Below are 17,578 nucleotides of genomic sequence, written 5' to 3' on the forward strand. Positions count from 1 at the left end.
GGGCTTTGCTTACTCAGCTCTGAGTAACTAACAAAATTAAGTACTGTGATTAAGCAGTGCTTTTAACTTTCCTGGTTTAATAGGTTTACTTAAGTAATGAATATTAGCCGCTTTGGTTTCTTGTTTTAGCTCGGTGTCGCGCACTGCGGTAATTAAAATAGCCGGAATATCGCCTTGCCATATTTCTCTAAGCGTTTTAATTAAAGTGATGCCATCGCACTCATTGCCTAACTGGTAGTCCATTAAAATAACATCGGGTGCGCTATGTGCTTTAGCATGCGACATTACACTTTCTACATTATCGAACAGGGTATAATTGGCTTGCCACTTTTTAAGTAAACTTGCCATGGCTGCTAGGTTTTCTGGATCGTCGTCAACGGCAATAATATTTATTGCTGTGCGGTTTTCTATTAGGTTACTCGCTGCACTTTTTTGCTGTACAAACTGGGCGTCGCCGTAAGGTACGTCAATACTAAAGCGGCTTCCTTTATTTGGTACAGAATGCACGCTTAGCGGCAAGCTAAGCAGGTCGGCCATACGCTTTACTACCCCAAGGCCTAGCCCAACACCTTTGTTATCGCCCGACTCGACACGGTAAAAATCATTAAATATTTTGGCTTGTTCAACGTCGCTAATACCAGGCCCTGTATCCCAAACTTCAATCCGTAAGCTGTGTTTTCGGTTTCTACATGCAACTACTACACGGCCCGAATCTGTATATTTAACAGCATTAGACACTAAGTTTTGGATAATTCGGCGAAGGTAGGTAATGTCGCTATGTACAACTTGCGCCTTAGATCGCACGGTGAGCTTAAGGCCTTTATCGCTTGATAAAATAGCGTACTCACTTTTTAGCGGCGCTAAAATGTCTTCAATGTAAAAGTGGCGCGGTGTGGGGGTCATTGCGCCTTGTTCTAGTTTGGCTATTTCAAGCAAGGCTGACATTAAATGTACAGTTGAATCGAGGCTGTCGCCAAGCTTGTTAAAGTTATTAGCATTAGTGGCATCAAGCTGTTTGTCGTCAATGGCAGCAAGGTATAAACGTGCAGCATTAAGCGGTTGTAAAATATCGTGGCTAGCGAGTGCTAAAAAACGTGTTTTACTGTCGTTTGCTTGTTCTGCCTCTTTTTTTGCTAAAGTGAGTGCTTCCTCCGTTTGTACTCGGCTATCTATTTGCGCTTGTAAGTCTTTATTTATTGTTTGTACTTCTTGGGTTCGGGCCTCAATACGGTTTTCTAGATCCATATTGATTTCTTCAAGCGCATTTTGCGTGCTTATGTGAGTTGTGATATCGGAAAAGCTCGTTACAAACCCGCCATCAGGTAGCGGATTACCTATCATCTCAAACACTTGGCCATTACGGCGATGACGAATAAAGTGATGAGAGCTGCCGTTTTTTAAATGCTGCACACGTTTTTCTATTTGGCGTTCTATTTCGCCAGGCCCACATTCACCGCGTTTAGCGTTATACCTAATAATATCTTCTATAGGTTGGCCAACTTCTAAAAAACCCTCAGGGTAGTTAAACATGGCACTGTAGCGCTTATTCCATGCCACGAGCTTTAAGTTTTTATCAACAACCGAAATTCCATGGCTTAAGTTTTCTAAAGAGGTAAATAATAGGTTTTGGTTAAATTGCAGCGCTTGTGTGGTTTCATCAAAAAAGTTAACAACCTCTTCAAATGCCATACGTTTTCCCGACGATACCGTATGAATAAGGGCTTGTGCAGATGACGCACCTAAAACACCGGTTAACGCGCGCTCGCAATAGGCAATAAATTCGGGCTCTGGGTGGGCGTTGTTGTCGTTTAAATGATGTGCAAGTGCATAATGTGCCAAAATCTGTTGGCTGCGTTGTATGCCCAAAAAGGTTTGCAGTAATATTTTAAAGTCGTAAACCGTGGCTTTAACATTTTTGTTTAAGCGGCGCGATAAAATGGCCTGATCTTTTGGGTTTACAAATGCTGCGGCCTGAATTTTGTCAATAAGACGCTCTTCAGCTCCCAATGAAAAGCTAATGTAGCAGCCAATATTTGCAAATAATGCTATTAGTGTTCCTCGGGTTATTAATGTTTGCTGTAGTTCACTATTCAACGTATTACCGGCGTCTAAAATGGGGAGCATTAAAAACAGCACCCAGCAAGTTATACCGGCTAAAAGGCCTGCATACACGCCATAGGCATGGCCTTTTCGCCAGTATAACCCCCCCACTATTGAGGGCAATAATTGAGTAACCAACGAAAAGGCAACTAAGCCCATACTGGCCAGTGCGCTGCTATGGCCAAACCATTGCTGATAAAAGTAAGCCAAAATTAAAATACCGGCAATGGTAAAGCGCCTAACTAATAAAATTTGTGCTTTATAGCTGGTGGTAATTAAATTTCGCTTAAACTTTCGGCGCAGTATTAATGGCAGTACAACATCGTTAGAGATCATGGTACTTAGGGTCAGTGTTGCAACCACAATCATGGCCGTTGCAGCCGATAAGCCACCAATAAATACAAAGGTCGTTAAAAAGGCGTTGTCGTTAATTAATGGCAGTGCCAGTACAAAGCTATCTGGCGAATAGCCAATACCAATGCTTGGGTGAATAGCGGCAGTGGCTATAGGTAAAATCATTGCTGCGGTTAGCAATAAATAAAGCGGAAACGCCCAGCGAGCGGTGTTTAAATGGCGCTTATTTTGATTGTCGACCACGGTTACATGAAACTGGCGTGGTAAACAAATAATAGCCGCCGCTGCCATGAGCGATTGGCCAATAAAGTTAAAACTAAAAAAGTTAAAGTTGCTCCAGTGCGACCAAGCAGATTCAGTCAACTGGGACGATGTAGCCTCGGGTAGATTAAACAACGTATAAATTGCTAGCCCTGCCACAGCCATTAATGCAAAAAGCTTGATTAAAGATTCGAATGCAACAGCGAGCATTAACCCAGAGCGATATTCGGTTACGTCTACTTTGCGGGTGCCAAAAAATATTGCAAATAATGCCATGATGAGTGTGGCAGAAAGTGCCAGCATATCGCCTGATATTTTATTGCTGTTTTGCAATAGCAAAAAGCTAGTGCTTAGGGCTTTAAGTTGTAACGCAATGTAGGGGATTGTTGCCAGCAGGGCAATAAGAGTAACCATAATAGCGGTGGTTTGGCGTTTGCCATACCGCGCTGAAATGAAGTCAGCAATGGTGGTAATGTTTTGTTTTTTACTCACCAAAACGAGTTTACGCAAAAATCCTTGCCCGAAAAAAAACAATAAGGCAGGCCCCAGTAAAATAGGTAAGTAGCTCCAACTGCTGGTGGCCGCGGTACCTACTGAGCCGTAATAGGTCCAAGAGGTACAGTAAATACCAATTGCAAACGAATACACAAAAGGGTGATGACTAATACGCTTCGCCAAAGGCGTGGTTTTATCACCCCAGTTAGCGAGCCAAAACAGTACCCCTATATACCCTAACGCAACAATTATCAGAACGGCAGTCATGTTGTTATTAACCCTTATTATTTTTAAATGCCCCTCAACCCAAGAGGCCATTACACAATACCAGAACTGAACTTAAGTGTGAGGGCTGATTTTATATTGTTTAATAAAACTTAAATTTATCTTACTGAATAATAACAATAAAAAATAAAGTCGGCCGCGTATTAGACTAATGTCGCATTTGTGAGTTGCTCGGTAAATAGGCAACAAACATAGCAGGTGCTATGAATGTAACATGCTGATATTAAATAAAAAGAACAGCTTTCATCAAGCAGGTTAAATACAGTTTACGTAAACGTTAATTAGCTGTTACGACTATGGTCTCAATTCAATATGTGAGCTGCGTTGCTAAATTGATTAGCGAAGATAAAAAACCACCCATCGCGATACTGCGGTGCTTAAAGGGGAAAATAAAAATGGCTTTTAAAGACGAAGAACAAGCAAAAGCTTATTGGGCAGAAAACATTTCACTACTGTTTAAACTACTAGCAGTGTGGTTTGTGGTCTCATTTGGCTTTGGCATATTACTGGTTGATGTACTTAATGAAGTACGTTTTTTTGGGTTTAAACTTGGCTTCTGGTTCTCCCAGCAAGGCGCGATTTACACCTTTGTTGCTTTGATTTTTGTGTACGTTTTCAAAATGAATACGTTAGATAAAAAATACGGCGTAGACGAATAGGAGCTAAGCAATGGATGTTCAAACACTCACATTTATAATTGTCGGTTTAAGCTTTGCGCTTTATATCGGCATTGCAATTTGGGCCCGTGCGGGTTCAACTAACGAATTTTACGTAGCGGGCGGCGGCGTGCCTCCACTTGCTAATGGTATGGCAACCGCAGCCGACTGGATGAGCGCCGCGTCATTTATTTCTATGGCAGGCATTATTTCGTTCGCAGGGTATGATGGCGGCGTTTACTTAATGGGGTGGACAGGCGGCTATGTATTGCTCGCTATGTGTTTAGCGCCTTACTTACGTAAATTTGGCAAATTCACAGTACCTGACTTTATTGGCGACCGTTACTACTCGCGCACAGCACGTTTAGTCGCAATTTTATGTGCCATATTCATTTGTTTTACTTACATTGCAGGGCAAATGCGCGGCGTAGGCGTTGTGTTTTCTCGCTTTTTAGAAGTAGAAATTGAAACCGGTGTTTACATTGGCATGGTGATTGTATTCTTCTATGCGGTTCTTGGCGGCATGAAGGGCATTACCTACACGCAAGTAGCGCAGTATTGTGTACTTGTATTTGCCTACCTTGTACCGGCTATTTTTATCTCGATGATGATGACGGGTCACTTTTTCCCACAAACAGGCTTTGGTGCCACATTGAGTGACGGTTCGGGTATGTATGTGCTTGATAAGCTTGATGGGTTAAGCGCAGAACTTGGTTTTGCTCAATACACCGAAGGTTCAAAAAGTATGATTGACGTATTTGCTATTACGGGTGCATTAATGGTGGGTACTGCAGGTTTACCACATGTAATTGTTCGCTTTTTCACTGTACCACGCGTGAAAGATACGCGTATCTCAGCAGCATGGACGTTAGTATTTATTGCTATTGTTTATACTACCGCACCAGCAGTTGCTTCGTTTGCACGTGTAAACATGATTGACACAATCAATGGTAAAGACGGCAGCGGTACAGCGTATGCAGAAGCGCCAGCATGGATCAAAAACTGGGAACGCACAGGCCTAATCACGTTTAATGATAAAAATGGTGACGGCAAAATGTTCTACACAGCGGGTAAAATCGAAGATCCAAATAGCGCAAATGAAGTAAAAGTAGACCGAGATATTATGGTGTTGGCTAATCCTGAGATAGCTAATTTACCTGCATGGGTTGTTGCACTTGTAGCCGCAGGGGGGATTGCTGCAGCACTGTCGACAACAGCGGGTTTACTACTGGTTATTTCGACTTCTGTTTCGCACGATTTACTCAAACGTACTCTGAAACCCGATATAAGTGATAAACAAGAGCTACTGGCCGCACGATTAGCCGCGATGATTGCCATTGTTATATCTGCTTACTTTGGTATTAATCCGCCTGGCTTTGTAGCGTCGGTGGTGGCCTTTGCCTTTGGTTTAGCCGCGGCGAGTTTCTTCCCAGCAATTATCATGGGAATATTCTCTAAAACAATGAACAGAGAAGGCGCTATTGCAGGCATGATAACGGGTATTGGTTTTACCGCTGCGTATATTATCTTCTTTAAATTTGTGAGCCCAGAGCTTAACAGCCCAGAGAACTGGTTCTTATGTATTTCGCCTGAAGGTATAGGTTTAGTCGGTATGGTAATTAACTTTGTTGTTGCTGCCGTAGTACTGAAATTCACTCAACCAACACCTGTTGAAATACAAGAAATGGTAGAAGGTATTCGTAATCCTAAAGGGTCGGCAGAAGCGCACGCGCATTAAGACAACTTATATGTAAAGTACCAAAAGCCCGACTTTAGTCGGGCTTTTTATTTGTATAAATAATGAGTACATTGGTGCTGTGTATACTTTTTAGTGAGTGTAACAATGAGTGTAGAACAACAAGAAGTGGCCCAATATGTTTATCTTCAGGCGCCATTTAGTATGCTTGATAGCAGTGCTTGCGACTATTTTGTAAATCATCTCGATGTTATTTATTTAACGCGAGAAAATCAGGCGCAGTGGCTGCAAAGTGAACACCCAAAGCTTTTTTTAATTCGTTCAGGCCTTTACGATTTAGTTGATGCAAAAGGCAATGTGGTGACGCGTTTAGCGCAAGGTGATTATTTTGGTTTTCCTTCGCTTTTAACTGGCGAGGCCATTCAAAATAAATTGGCAGTTCAAAAAGAGGGCATAGTGTATATGCTCAACCAAGAACATTTTGATTTTTTACGCCGAGAGTACAAACCGTTTGAGCAATATTTTGTAAGAGCTCACGCAAACCGTTTACTCTCATCACATTATAAAAGTAAAAACGACAGTTGGTCAGAGCGCAGAATATCTGAACTCATGACCCGCACAGCCATTACACTTTCGCCCGATGCGAGTATTCGCCAAAGCGCTAAAAAAATGAAAGAGCACGGTGTATCGTCAATCATGGTTATTCAACATGCCCATTTAGTTGGCGTGGTAACAGACCGCGATTTGCGTAATCGTGTGCTTGCCGACGAAGTAGACCCACAAGATGCTGTTAGTAGTATAATGACCACAAATCCTAAATTTATATTTGAAAACAACCGCGTGTTTTCTGCACTGCATTTAATGCTCAAATATAATATTCACCACTTGCCAGTCCTTGATGAAAGCCATAATCCTATAGGTATGCTTACTAGCACTGATTTATTGCGCCAACAAAAAAGTGACCCTGTGCAACTCATTGGCCGCATTTATAAAGCGCATAACGTGACCGATTTAAAACGTTACGCCAAAGAAGTACCCGATTTACTTAAGAGCTTTTCTCATAATATCGACGATATTTCACTTATTGGTAAACTACTAAGTGGATTAACCGATGCGCTAACATCGCGCTTGATCAGGTTATTTCAAGAAGATCATGGTGCAGCGCCAACCAGTTTTAGCTTTATATGTTTTGGTTCACAGGCACGAGAAGAGCAAACGCTGCACTCGGATCAAGATAACGGCCTACTGCTTCCCAACGATTTAACCCAAGAACAACATGCTTATTTTAAAAAAATGGGAGAGTTTGTTTGTGAGCATTTAGTTGAATGCGGTATTAGGCGTTGCCCTGGTAACATTATGGCAAGTAGTGATTTATGCCGCATGAGCGTAAACGATTGGTCGGAGCGTTTTTTTAAATGGATAAAAAGCCCAACTCCCGAAGCCATGCTTAACTGTAAAATATTTTTTGATTTACGTTTCATTGAAGGATCAAATTCGTTATACACCGCATTTTGTGAGCAATTAGTGCGTATATCGCGAAACGATTTATTTTATGCTGCCATGGCGACCGATATAAATAACAACAGTGTGCCCATAGGGTTGTTTAACAAGTTTAAAACACAAAAAGATGACAACAACCATAAATACATAGACTTGAAAAAACGCGGTGTGGTGATTATTAACGACATTGTGCGTTTATACGCATTAAAAGCCGGTATCAAACGTGCTAACACTCAAGAGCGCCTAGAAGCATTATTAAAGTATAACCTCATCAATAAAGACGATATTTACAACTTAAAAGACTGTTGGCGTTTTTTAACCCAACTGCGCTTAAGTACACAAATAAATGAAGAGGGGCTCCCAAGTAACTGCATAAACCCTAACAAGTTAAACTCATTAGAGCGTCATCAGCTTAAAGAGGCTTTTTATCTGGTAAAACAAGCACAGCAAGGCGCGGCGTTTAAATTTGCGCGAGGCAGTTTGTGAGGCTCTCATGGTAAAAACGCTACTTACGCGGTATATAAAACGCCGTCAACTACTGGCACAAAATGCATTATCGCAGCGCTATTTAGTGATTGATTTAGAGCTTACGGGGCTTGACCCAAAACAGCACGAAATAGTATCGGTTGCATGGGTTGTGATTGATAATCAATGTATAAAAATGAGTGAGTCGCAGCATTTTATTAATAAAGACGTAAAAAGCCTAGAACAAAGCCCTGTTTTTCATGGCATTAGTAACGAGGCCATTACTAATGGGCGTAGCTTAAACAGTATTTTAAAAAGCTTAAGTGCCCATTTTAACGATTGTATTTTAGTGTTCCATAATGCAGCTCTTGATTGGGGGTTTTTAAAAGTTGCTTTAAAACAAGCTAATATAACCACCCGCCCTAAACTAATACTCGACACCCTCCACATAGAAAAAAAGCGGCTACTTAACCAACCAACTGAAATAAAACAAGACGATTTAACCCTAAACGCATGCCGCACTCGCTATGAGTTACCAAGCTATCATTGCCATCATGCGCTTACCGATGCACAAGCGACAGCTGAGCTGTTTTTAGCCCAATGTCATCAAATAAGTTGTGGTAAAAAGCTAAAAGTAGGTGAGCTGACGTAGGTTGGCTGAAGGCGGGGGGATGCCGCGCGAGATAAACTCCCGCTTACAATAAAGAGCAGTTTACTTTTATAGTTATTAGTATGACTATAGGTACAGTTATATCGTCATTATTTAACTGATTACTCCAAGTTACTCCAAGGAACGAATATGAAACTTATTATTACTATTTTTCTACTCTTTTCACCACTTATCACTTTTGCTAATTCAAGCGTGCCTGCTAATCGTCATATTGCAATGCAGGGTACTGCAGAGGTATTAGCAAAGCCCGATATGGCTCAAGTTTCTTTTGAAGTAATAAGCTTTAAGGACAAATCACTTGATGCTAAACGTGATGTTGATAACCGAGTGAATTTGTTACTTAAAGGGTTAAGCAAGTATGGTGTTAAGGAGACTGATGTTTCTGCTTCGAGCCTGTTAACTCATAATGATGACGATATGTTTAATGTTGAGAGTGGTACAGCAATTAATGCAGGGTATGTAGCAACAAGAACACTTAAAGTAACATTAAGAGATATTGAAAAAGTGAACGATTTTATCGATTTTGCACTAAGTGTAAAAATTAATGAAGTGACGAATATTGAGCTTATGTCTTCAAAAGCTGCGCAATTAGAAGCTGAAGCAACACAAGGCGCAATAGAAAACGCTATAGTTAAAGCAAGCGAACTTGCTAAAGCATTTGGGGCAGAACTTGGACAAATTTACAGTATTAATTCAAATTTTAACCGTTCAAGTTATGGTTATGGCGCAGATAGTTTTGAGCGAATAGTTGTGACCGGCTCTAAAGTTACTAGAAATCCATTCGAGCAAGGTAGATACCTGCAAGAAACGATTACATTTAAATCATCTATAAACGTGGTGTTTGATTTAGAGATAAAATAACAATTAGGGTAGGAGGCATTAGAGTAATGGAATTAAATTATTTTTATATTGGGTTTGGTATCATTGTATTACTGAACGTCATCGTTAGTGTTCTTCTGATAAAGCGCGATGATTTAGAGGTGTTTCAAAAAGTAGTGCAAGTAATATTGGTTTGGTTAATTCCGTTTTTTGCTGCGGTTGGCTTATGGTTATTTTATCGCTCACAGGATAAGCCCAAAAGTCCGCCTAAAAGCTTTGGTGGAGGAACATCTTCTGGTACGAGCACATACAACGGCAGCGGGCTATGAACAAGTTTTAATGTGAGTGATAGGGGGTTATTTTAAACGTTAATTTAAAGTTTCTGATCGCCCCCTCTTATAATCAGGCGCAAGGTCGATTACAATACAACCATCTAAAAGGCACATAGCCTTTATCTGCACGCTAAAAGAGTGGATTTTATATTTCATGGCAATCAAACTTGCAATTAATGGTTTTGGTCGTATTGGTCGAAATATTGTCCGCGCGTTATACGAGTCAGGTTTGAGCAACGAGATTAAAATTGTTGCGATTAACGAACTTGCTGACCCTGAAGCTATTGCTCATTTATTAAAATACGACACGTCCCACGGTCGTTTTTCTTTTCCTGTAAAACTTGGTGAAGACACCATTAGTGTGGCAGGCGATACCATTGCACTTTTTTGTGAAGAAAACCCAGTAGAGTTACCTTGGCAAACCCTTGATGTAGACGTTGTACTTGAATGTACCGGTGTTTATCACTCGCGTGAGCATGCACAATTACACATTACCGCTGGTGCTAAAAAGGTGTTGTTTTCGCATCCGGCTGATAACGACGTAGATGCCACTATTGTTTACGGCATAAACGACGATGAGCTTAAAAGCGAGCACACTATTGTATCTAACGGCTCGTGTACTACTAACTGTGTAGTGCCAGTTATAAAGGTTTTAGATGATGCGTTTGGTATTGAGTCGGGTGCTATTACCACTATTCATGCATCGATGAACGATCAACAAGTGATTGACGCGTACCATCATGATTTACGCCGTACCCGCGCTGCGAGTCAGTCTATTATTCCGGTAGATACAAAACTTGCGCGTGGTATAGACCGCATATTACCTAAATTTGAAGGCCGCTTTGAAGCCATTGCTGTGCGTGTACCAACAATTAATGTTACTGCGATGGATTTAAGTGTAACGGTTAACGCCGATGTTGATTTAAATGCAGTAAATAATGCACTCAAAGCACAAGCGAAAGACCGCTTAGAAGGTATTTTAAGTTACACCGAAGAGCCGCTTGTATCGGTTGATTTTAATCACGACCCACATTCTTGTATTATTGATGGCACACAGACACGTGTTAGTCACAAACGGCTGATAAAGTTACTTGTTTGGTGTGATAATGAGTGGGGATTTGCAAACCGTATGCTCGACACTGCGCGTGCGATGGTTGCAGTAACTCAGTAACTTTTTATATTACTATAATAATTTAAAACGTATTTTTCAGGTTCAGTATCGTTAACTAAGGAGATATTCATGTCGGTCATAAAAATGGCAGATTTAGATTTAAACGGCAAACGCGTATTAATTCGTGAAGATTTAAATGTACCAGTTAAAGCAGGTAAAGTGACGTCAGATGCGCGTATTCGCGCTGCACTACCTACTATTAAATTAGCGCTTGAGAAAGGTGCTAAAGTAATGGTTATGTCACACCTAGGCCGTCCTACGGAAGGGGAATACGATGAAGAATACTCGCTTGCCCCTGTAGCTGACTATTTAAACGATGCCTTAGAGCAAACAGTACGTCTTGAAAAAGACTACTTAAATGGCGTAGATGTAGCTGATAACGAAGTGGTTGTATTTGAAAACGTGCGCTTTAACAAAGGCGAGAAGAAAAACGATGAAACGTTATCAAAACAACTTGCAGCATTATGTGATGTATACGTAATGGATGCCTTTGGTACAGCTCACCGCGCACAAGCCTCTACGCATGGCGTTGGCTTATTTGCAGATGTAGCCTGTGCTGGCCCATTACTATCTGCTGAACTTGAAGCACTAGGCAAAGCACTTGATAACCCAGCTCGCCCATTAGTGGCTATTGTGGGTGGTTCAAAAGTTTCAACTAAACTAACAGTATTAGACTCGCTTTCTAAAATTGTAGATCAGCTAGTAACAGGCGGCGGGATTGCGAATACCTTTATTGCAGCTGCAGGCAACCCGGTAGGTAAATCACTTTTTGAAGCTGATTTAATGGATGAAGCAAATCGTCTATGTGCAGCAGCTAAAGCAAACGATGGTGAAATTCCAGTTCCTACCGATGTAGTTGTAGGTAATGAGTTTTCAGAGTCAGCAGTTGCTACGCTTAAAGATGTAAGCGAAGTGACTAGTGACGATATGATTTTTGATATTGGCCCAGATACTGCCAGCCAACTTGCTAAAATTATTGCAAATGCTGGCACGGTGGTATGGAATGGTCCTGTAGGTGTATTTGAGTTCGATCAGTTTGGTAACGGCACACGTGCTATTGCTCAAGCAATTGCTAACTCAAAGGCATTTTCAATTGCGGGTGGCGGTGATACCTTAGCTGCAATTGATAAATACGGCATTGCCGATAAAGTTTCTTACATTTCTACCGGTGGTGGTGCGTTCTTAGAGTTTTTAGAAGGCAAAAAACTCCCAGCAGTGGAGATGCTAGAGTCGCGCGCTAAATAAATTTATTTAGCCGTGTAAGGTGAGGGGAAACCCTCGCCGACAATTAGTTATTAAATACCTCTCACCCTAATTTAATAACTGATTTTGACGGAACTTTGCTGCTGAGCAGTGATTTTTCGTGGTGTTATTAAAACGCCAAACTAACATATCCGTTCAAACTAGATGGCAGTGAAATGCTGTCGATAAATTGGAGAATACCCAATGGCTTTAATCAGTATGCGACAACTTTTAGATCATGCAGCTGAGCATGGTTACGGCGTACCCGCTTTTAACGTGAATAACCAAGAGCAAATGCGCGCAATAATGGAAGCGGCTGACAAAACAAACAGCCCAGTAATCGTTCAAGGATCAGCGGGCGCACGTGCTTACGCCGGTGCACCATTTATTCGCCATATGATTTTAGCAGCCGTTGAAGAGTGGCCACATATCCCCGTAGTAATGCATCAAGATCACGGCACCTCACCGGGTGTTTGTCAGCGTTCAATCCAACTTGGTTTTTCATCAGTAATGATGGATGGCTCGTTAATGAGTGATGGTAAAACGCCTTCAAGCTATGAATACAACGTTGAAGTTACTCGCGAAACCGTTGCTATGGCACATGCCTGTGGCGTATCGGTTGAGGGCGAGTTAGGTGTATTAGGTTCACTTGAAACAGGTGAAGCCGGTGAAGAAGATGGTGTTGGCGCAGAGGGTAAATTAACGACCGACCAAATGCTAACTGACCCTGAAGAAGCAGCAGACTTTGTAAATAAAACCCATGTTGATGCCCTTGCTATTGCATGTGGTACATCGCACGGGGCTTACAAATTTACACGCCCACCAACGGATGATATTTTAGCAATTGATCGTATTAAAGCGATTCACGCTCGAATTCCAAACACGCACTTAGTAATGCATGGATCGTCGTCTGTACCACAAGAATGGTTAGAGATCATAAACCAGTACGGTGGCGAGATTCCTGAAACCTACGGTGTGCCAGTTGAGCAAATTGTTGAAGGTATTAAGCACGGTGTTCGTAAGGTAAATATTGATACCGATTTACGTTTAGCGTCTACAGGTGCTATTCGTCGTCATTTGGCGCTTAACCCATCTAACTTTGATCCACGTAAATATCTAGCAGAAGCCACAAAAGCGATGACAGAGATTTGTGTTGCGCGTTACAACTCGTTTGGAACGGCAGGGCAGGCAGGTAAAATTAAACCAATTTCTCTAGATGACATGCATCTTAAGTACTTAAGCGGCGAGTTAGCACCACAGATCAAATAATCGACCGATTAAACTGATCAATGTATAAAGGCCAGTAATAGTATTGCTGGCTTTTTTATTACCTGCCTATAGCAGATCATTCAATTACCAACTGTGTTATTAGGGATCACTCATTTACTAACACAGGCTTTTTGGGATCATTACTTTACTAAGTTAATTAAATTTTTCTTTTTATTTAGCAGTAAAAGTAATCAGATCTTTTTTAATTTGCACAAACAATCAACAGCTTAACTTTTTGAGTAGGTAGAGCGTTGATCTCAAAATTGATCACCTTGGTAAAAATCTGATCTTTGAAGTTAAGCTTAGTAAAATCAAGATCTATTCAAACCTGAGTAATTGCAAACATAGGCAGACTTAGTAAAGTAATGATCTCAGTATTCGATCATATTAAAAAGTTAGTTTTGCAAAGTGCTAACACGAGGGTTTATCTAGTTTTTTGTTACCTACATAGATGTAGGTGAGTGGCGTGAGCAGGACGCGGAAGCTTTACCTAGTTTACCTATTCTTCTATGTATGTAAGCCACTAGAATAACGCAGAAGCAGTTATCGAGCCCACTAGGTTACAAACCTCGCACCGCGATTAAATAGCCCTAGTTTGAACGAATTTTAATGCGCAAAGAACAACAGACCCTAATAACGTTAATCAATTTTAAAATATATAAATTTGTGACAGGAATGAGGTTTTTATTATTAATTTGGCTTTTTTTTACCCCGATTTTAATTTACACGTTACACTTTCATAAAAATGTAATACTTAGTCATAATAATGAAAACTTATTCGATAGCTTAAGAGATAAATTGGAATGTCACGTAAAGTACTAGTCGTAGACGACGAAGCGCCTATCAGAGAGATGCTTGTTTTTGTATTAGAGCAAAATGGATTTCAGGCAATTGAAGCCGAAGATTATGATTCTGCTATTGCTGCAATGGTTGAGCCTTACCCCGATATGGTATTGCTTGATTGGATGTTGCCTGGCGGAAGCGGTATTCAAATTGCTAAAAAGTTTAAGCAAAACGAACACACGCGCCAAATACCTATTATTATGCTTACAGCCCGCGGCGAAGAAGAAGACAAAGTACGTGGCTTAGAAGTAGGCGCTGATGATTACGTGACTAAACCGTTTTCGCCAAAAGAATTAATGGCGCGTATTAAAGCGGTTATTCGCCGTGTGTCACCAACGTCTTTAGAAGAAGCTATTGAAGTGCATGGCTTGCGTTTAGACCCAATTTCTCACCGCGTTACCTCTGAAGGTAATGAGCTTGATATGGGGCCAACAGAATTCAGGCTCCTTCACTTTTTTATGACTCATCCTGAACGGGTTTACAGCCGTGAACAATTGTTAGATCATGTGTGGGGAACCAATGTGTATGTTGAAGATCGCACTGTTGATGTTCACATTCGCCGTTTACGCAAAGCAATTGGCCCATTAGGACACGATCGTCTGGTTCAAACCGTTCGTGGTGCAGGGTATCGTTTTTCAAGTAAACTATAACCTACTTCATCACCAGATTAGTTTTATACGTGTATGACTACTTTAAGGTAAAGTGAGTGTATGTATCGAGTTGTTAATAAACAGGCGTTAATTAAACGCCTGTTTATCTATTTTTTGCCCTTACTATTAATTGGTGTGCTTGTTGGCGCACCTTTTTTGCTTTTATTTTTAGGCTCTTTTTCACTTCTTGTTTGGCATTATCATCAATTATACCGTTTGAGCGATTGGCTTTTAAATCAGCGTAGTTTCAACCCGCCTGAAGGAGAAGGGGCATGGGAACAGGTGTTTGAAGGTATTTACCATCTGCAACACCGTAACCGTAAAAAACGAAATGAACTGGCCGATTTAATTAGGCGATTTCGTGATGGGGCCGAAGCGGTACCCGATGCCGTTATTGTGCTTCAAAACGATTTAAGCATTGTGTGGTGTAATCAACTGGCGCTTAAAGTGTTAGGACTTCAGTGGCCAACCGATCATGGACAACGTCTTGATAACTTAATACGCGAACCTAAGTTTGCAAAATATATGCACAAGGGGAATTTTGACGAAGCACTAGAGCTTGATAACGGTCATGCTATTGAACAAGTACTTGAGTTTAGGGTAATGCCTTATGCAACCACACAGCTAATGGTTGTGGTGCGCGACGTAACCCGTTTAAAGCAGCTTGAACAAATGCGTAAAGACTTTGTTGCCAATGTATCGCATGAGCTGCGTACGCCGCTTACGGTGGTTACAGGTTACCTTGAAATGATGGACAGCGATAACTTACCGCCCCCAGCAATGTGGAATAAAGCACAAACGACCATGCTTGAGCAGTGTAAACGCATGGATAGCTTGGTAAGCCAGTTATTATCTCTTTCCCGCATAGAAGGCTCACGCCGACAAGATAAAGATAAAGCCATTAATGTGCCCCAGTTACTGGGTTATATTCAAACTGAGGCCCAGTCAATCAACCAAGATAAAGGTCACGAATTAATATTTGATATAGATAGCACACTAGACATTAAAGGCTCTGAAGATGAACTACGCAGTGCGTTTTCTAACCTAGTATTTAATGCTATTCATTACACTAAACCAGGTGGGAAAATACAAGTTAGTTGGCTTCGTAAAAATAATATAGCTTGTTTTACTGTTATTGATAACGGTGATGGTATTGCTGCAGAGCATATTAACCGACTTACTGAGCGCTTTTATCGTGTTGATAAAGCACGAAGCAGAACCACCGGTGGCTCAGGTTTAGGGTTAGCAATTACAAAGCATGTATTAACACGACACGATAGTAAATTAAATATTACGAGTGAAGTGGGTAAAGGCTCTTGTTTTTCTTTCTATTTTTCAACAGATAAGATTGTTGATTTGATAAATAAACAACAAGATTCAGTAAAGTCATAAAAGTGTCATTTAAGAGTCATATCATTGTCATGTACTCGCTTTAGAGTGAGCAGCAGTTAGAAAATGGGACGAACAAATCGGAGAACCCACATGAAATTTAAAAACTTAGTTGCCGCAATGGGTGTGGCTGTTACAACTTTCGTATCTGCTCAAGCAGTGGCTTTAGATCAAGACATTCCTGAATATCAAAAAATCAGCGGCGTATCAGGCAACTTTTCATCAGTAGGTTCTGACACTTTAGCTAACATGATGACTTTTTGGGCTGAAGAGTACAAACGTATTTACCCAAATGTAAACATTCAAATTCAAGCGGCAGGTTCTTCTACAGCACCTCCAGCATTAACCGAAGGTACAGCTAACCTTGGTCCAATGAGCCGTGCAATGAAATCAAAAGAAATCGAAGCGTTTGAAAAACGTTACGGTTACAAACCAACGGCAGTTCGCGTAGCTATTGATGCACTTGCTGTTTACGTACATAAAGATAACCCAATCGAAGGTCTTCGTATTGACCAAGTTGATGCTATTTTCTCATCAACTCGTAAATGTGGTGCGCCAGAGCAAGTTAACCGTTGGAGCGATGTGGGCCTTGAAGGTAGCTGGGCAGCTCGTGATATTCAATTATACGGACGTAACTCTGTATCGGGCACTTACGGTTACTTTAAGAAAAAAGCACTGTGTAAAGGTGACTTCCGCAACAATGTAAACGAGCAACCGGGTTCTGCGTCTGTAGTACAATCAATTTCGTCTTCATTAAATGCAATTGGTTACTCAGGTATTGGTTACAAAACGTCAGGTGTACGTACAGTTCCATTATCTAAAAAAGGTACTAACTTTGTTGATGCAACACTTGATAACGTTGCGCAAGGCAAATACCCACTTTCTCGCTTTTTATACGTATATGTTAATAAGCACCCAAATAAAGCCTTGTCTCCAATGGAAGCTGAATTCTTAAAAATGATTCTTTCAAAAGACGGTCAACAAATTGTAGAAAAAGACGGTTATGTGCCTCTTTCTGCAAAGTTAGTTGAAGTAGAGCTTAAAAAGCTAGGTTTAAAATAATAAATCCAAGCAATAAAAAAACCGCTCATTGAGCGGTTTTTTTGTGTCTAAAATTTTAAGCTTGGGGGAATTAAATACCACCTAACTTTTCAGCGCGTGCTTTACATTGATTGTATGTTTCTACACATTTTGCAGAGCACACTTGTTGCTTAAGACCTTCAGCCGTTGTTTGCTGATCACAGGTGCTTTCACAGCGAAAATTTTGTTGAGCACATTGGTTCATCTCAGCATTTTCAACGTGATTCTGACAACCCGCTAAAACAAAAAAAGTGAGGGCAACTACGCTTGTTTTTATTAATATATGCATTTTTAATCCTTA

Annotated in this window: 14 protein-coding genes; 12 read left to right on the forward strand and 2 right to left on the reverse strand. The window is 40.9% G+C overall.

Annotated features, from left to right (window positions below; all coding sequences use genetic code 11):
* Positions 1 to 36: 36 nt before the first annotated feature.
* The gene (locus AC27I2_RS01875) at positions 37 to 3,477 is read right to left on the reverse strand and encodes a PAS domain-containing hybrid sensor histidine kinase/response regulator (RefSeq protein ID WP_487203377.1); all 3,441 of its coding nucleotides are present in this window, start codon (positions 3,475 to 3,477) and stop codon (positions 37 to 39) included.
* A 413-nt stretch (positions 3,478 to 3,890) separates the two neighbouring features.
* On the opposite strand from AC27I2_RS01875, the gene AC27I2_RS01880 reads away from it, so the two are divergent.
* From AC27I2_RS01880 to AC27I2_RS01935, 12 genes are all read left to right on the forward strand, one after another.
* Positions 3,891 to 4,154: a DUF4212 domain-containing protein gene (locus AC27I2_RS01880; RefSeq protein WP_004586074.1), complete on the forward strand. Its 264-nt coding sequence runs from the start codon at positions 3,891 to 3,893 to the stop codon at positions 4,152 to 4,154.
* 10 nt (positions 4,155 to 4,164) lie between these two features.
* Positions 4,165 to 5,889 carry a sodium:solute symporter family protein gene (locus tag AC27I2_RS01885; RefSeq protein WP_487203378.1) on the forward strand — a complete coding sequence of 575 codons (1,725 nt, stop codon included), beginning with the start codon at positions 4,165 to 4,167 and terminating at the stop codon, positions 5,887 to 5,889.
* Positions 5,890 to 5,994: 105 nt separating this feature from the next.
* Positions 5,995 to 7,833 (forward strand): DUF294 nucleotidyltransferase-like domain-containing protein, encoded by a 1,839-nt coding sequence (locus AC27I2_RS01890; protein WP_058403107.1) that lies wholly within the window; start codon positions 5,995 to 5,997, stop codon positions 7,831 to 7,833.
* Between the two features lie 7 nt (positions 7,834 to 7,840).
* On the forward strand, positions 7,841 to 8,464 hold the full coding sequence (locus AC27I2_RS01895; RefSeq protein ID WP_487203379.1) for a 3'-5' exonuclease: 624 nt from the start codon (positions 7,841 to 7,843) through the stop codon (positions 8,462 to 8,464).
* 147 nt (positions 8,465 to 8,611) lie between these two features.
* Positions 8,612 to 9,343, forward strand: coding sequence for an SIMPL domain-containing protein (locus AC27I2_RS01900; protein ID WP_138527788.1), 732 nt, complete (start codon positions 8,612 to 8,614; stop codon positions 9,341 to 9,343).
* Positions 9,344 to 9,369: 26 nt separating this feature from the next.
* Entirely contained in the window at positions 9,370 to 9,630 is a 261-nt protein-coding gene (locus AC27I2_RS01905; protein WP_138527786.1) for a hypothetical protein, read from the forward strand.
* A 157-nt stretch (positions 9,631 to 9,787) separates the two neighbouring features.
* Complete coding sequence (gene epd, locus AC27I2_RS01910; RefSeq protein WP_138527784.1) at positions 9,788 to 10,804, forward strand: erythrose-4-phosphate dehydrogenase; 1,017 nt, start codon at positions 9,788 to 9,790, stop codon at positions 10,802 to 10,804.
* Positions 10,805 to 10,873: 69 nt separating this feature from the next.
* Positions 10,874 to 12,049 carry a phosphoglycerate kinase gene (locus AC27I2_RS01915; protein ID WP_138527782.1) on the forward strand — a complete coding sequence of 392 codons (1,176 nt, stop codon included), beginning with the start codon at positions 10,874 to 10,876 and terminating at the stop codon, positions 12,047 to 12,049.
* A 201-nt stretch (positions 12,050 to 12,250) separates the two neighbouring features.
* Positions 12,251 to 13,315: a class II fructose-bisphosphate aldolase gene (gene fba / locus AC27I2_RS01920; RefSeq protein ID WP_058403101.1), complete on the forward strand. Its 1,065-nt coding sequence runs from the start codon at positions 12,251 to 12,253 to the stop codon at positions 13,313 to 13,315.
* Positions 13,316 to 14,118: 803 nt separating this feature from the next.
* Positions 14,119 to 14,808 (forward strand): phosphate regulon transcriptional regulator PhoB, encoded by a 690-nt coding sequence (gene phoB, locus AC27I2_RS01925; RefSeq protein ID WP_006791869.1) that lies wholly within the window; start codon positions 14,119 to 14,121, stop codon positions 14,806 to 14,808.
* Positions 14,809 to 14,868: 60 nt separating this feature from the next.
* Positions 14,869 to 16,200, forward strand: coding sequence for a phosphate regulon sensor histidine kinase PhoR (gene phoR / locus AC27I2_RS01930; RefSeq protein ID WP_487203380.1), 1,332 nt, complete (start codon positions 14,869 to 14,871; stop codon positions 16,198 to 16,200).
* 90 nt (positions 16,201 to 16,290) lie between these two features.
* A complete protein-coding gene (locus AC27I2_RS01935) occupies positions 16,291 to 17,259 on the forward strand; it encodes a PstS family phosphate ABC transporter substrate-binding protein (RefSeq protein WP_058403099.1) in 969 nt (322 codons plus the stop codon).
* A gap of 70 nt (positions 17,260 to 17,329) precedes the next feature.
* On the opposite strand, the gene AC27I2_RS01940 is transcribed toward AC27I2_RS01935, so the two are convergent.
* Entirely contained in the window at positions 17,330 to 17,566 is a 237-nt protein-coding gene (locus AC27I2_RS01940; RefSeq protein WP_058403098.1) for a hypothetical protein, read from the reverse strand.
* Between the last annotated feature and the right edge of the window lie 12 nt (positions 17,567 to 17,578).

This window comes from Pseudoalteromonas sp. NH0006-46, assembly GCF_057547735.1.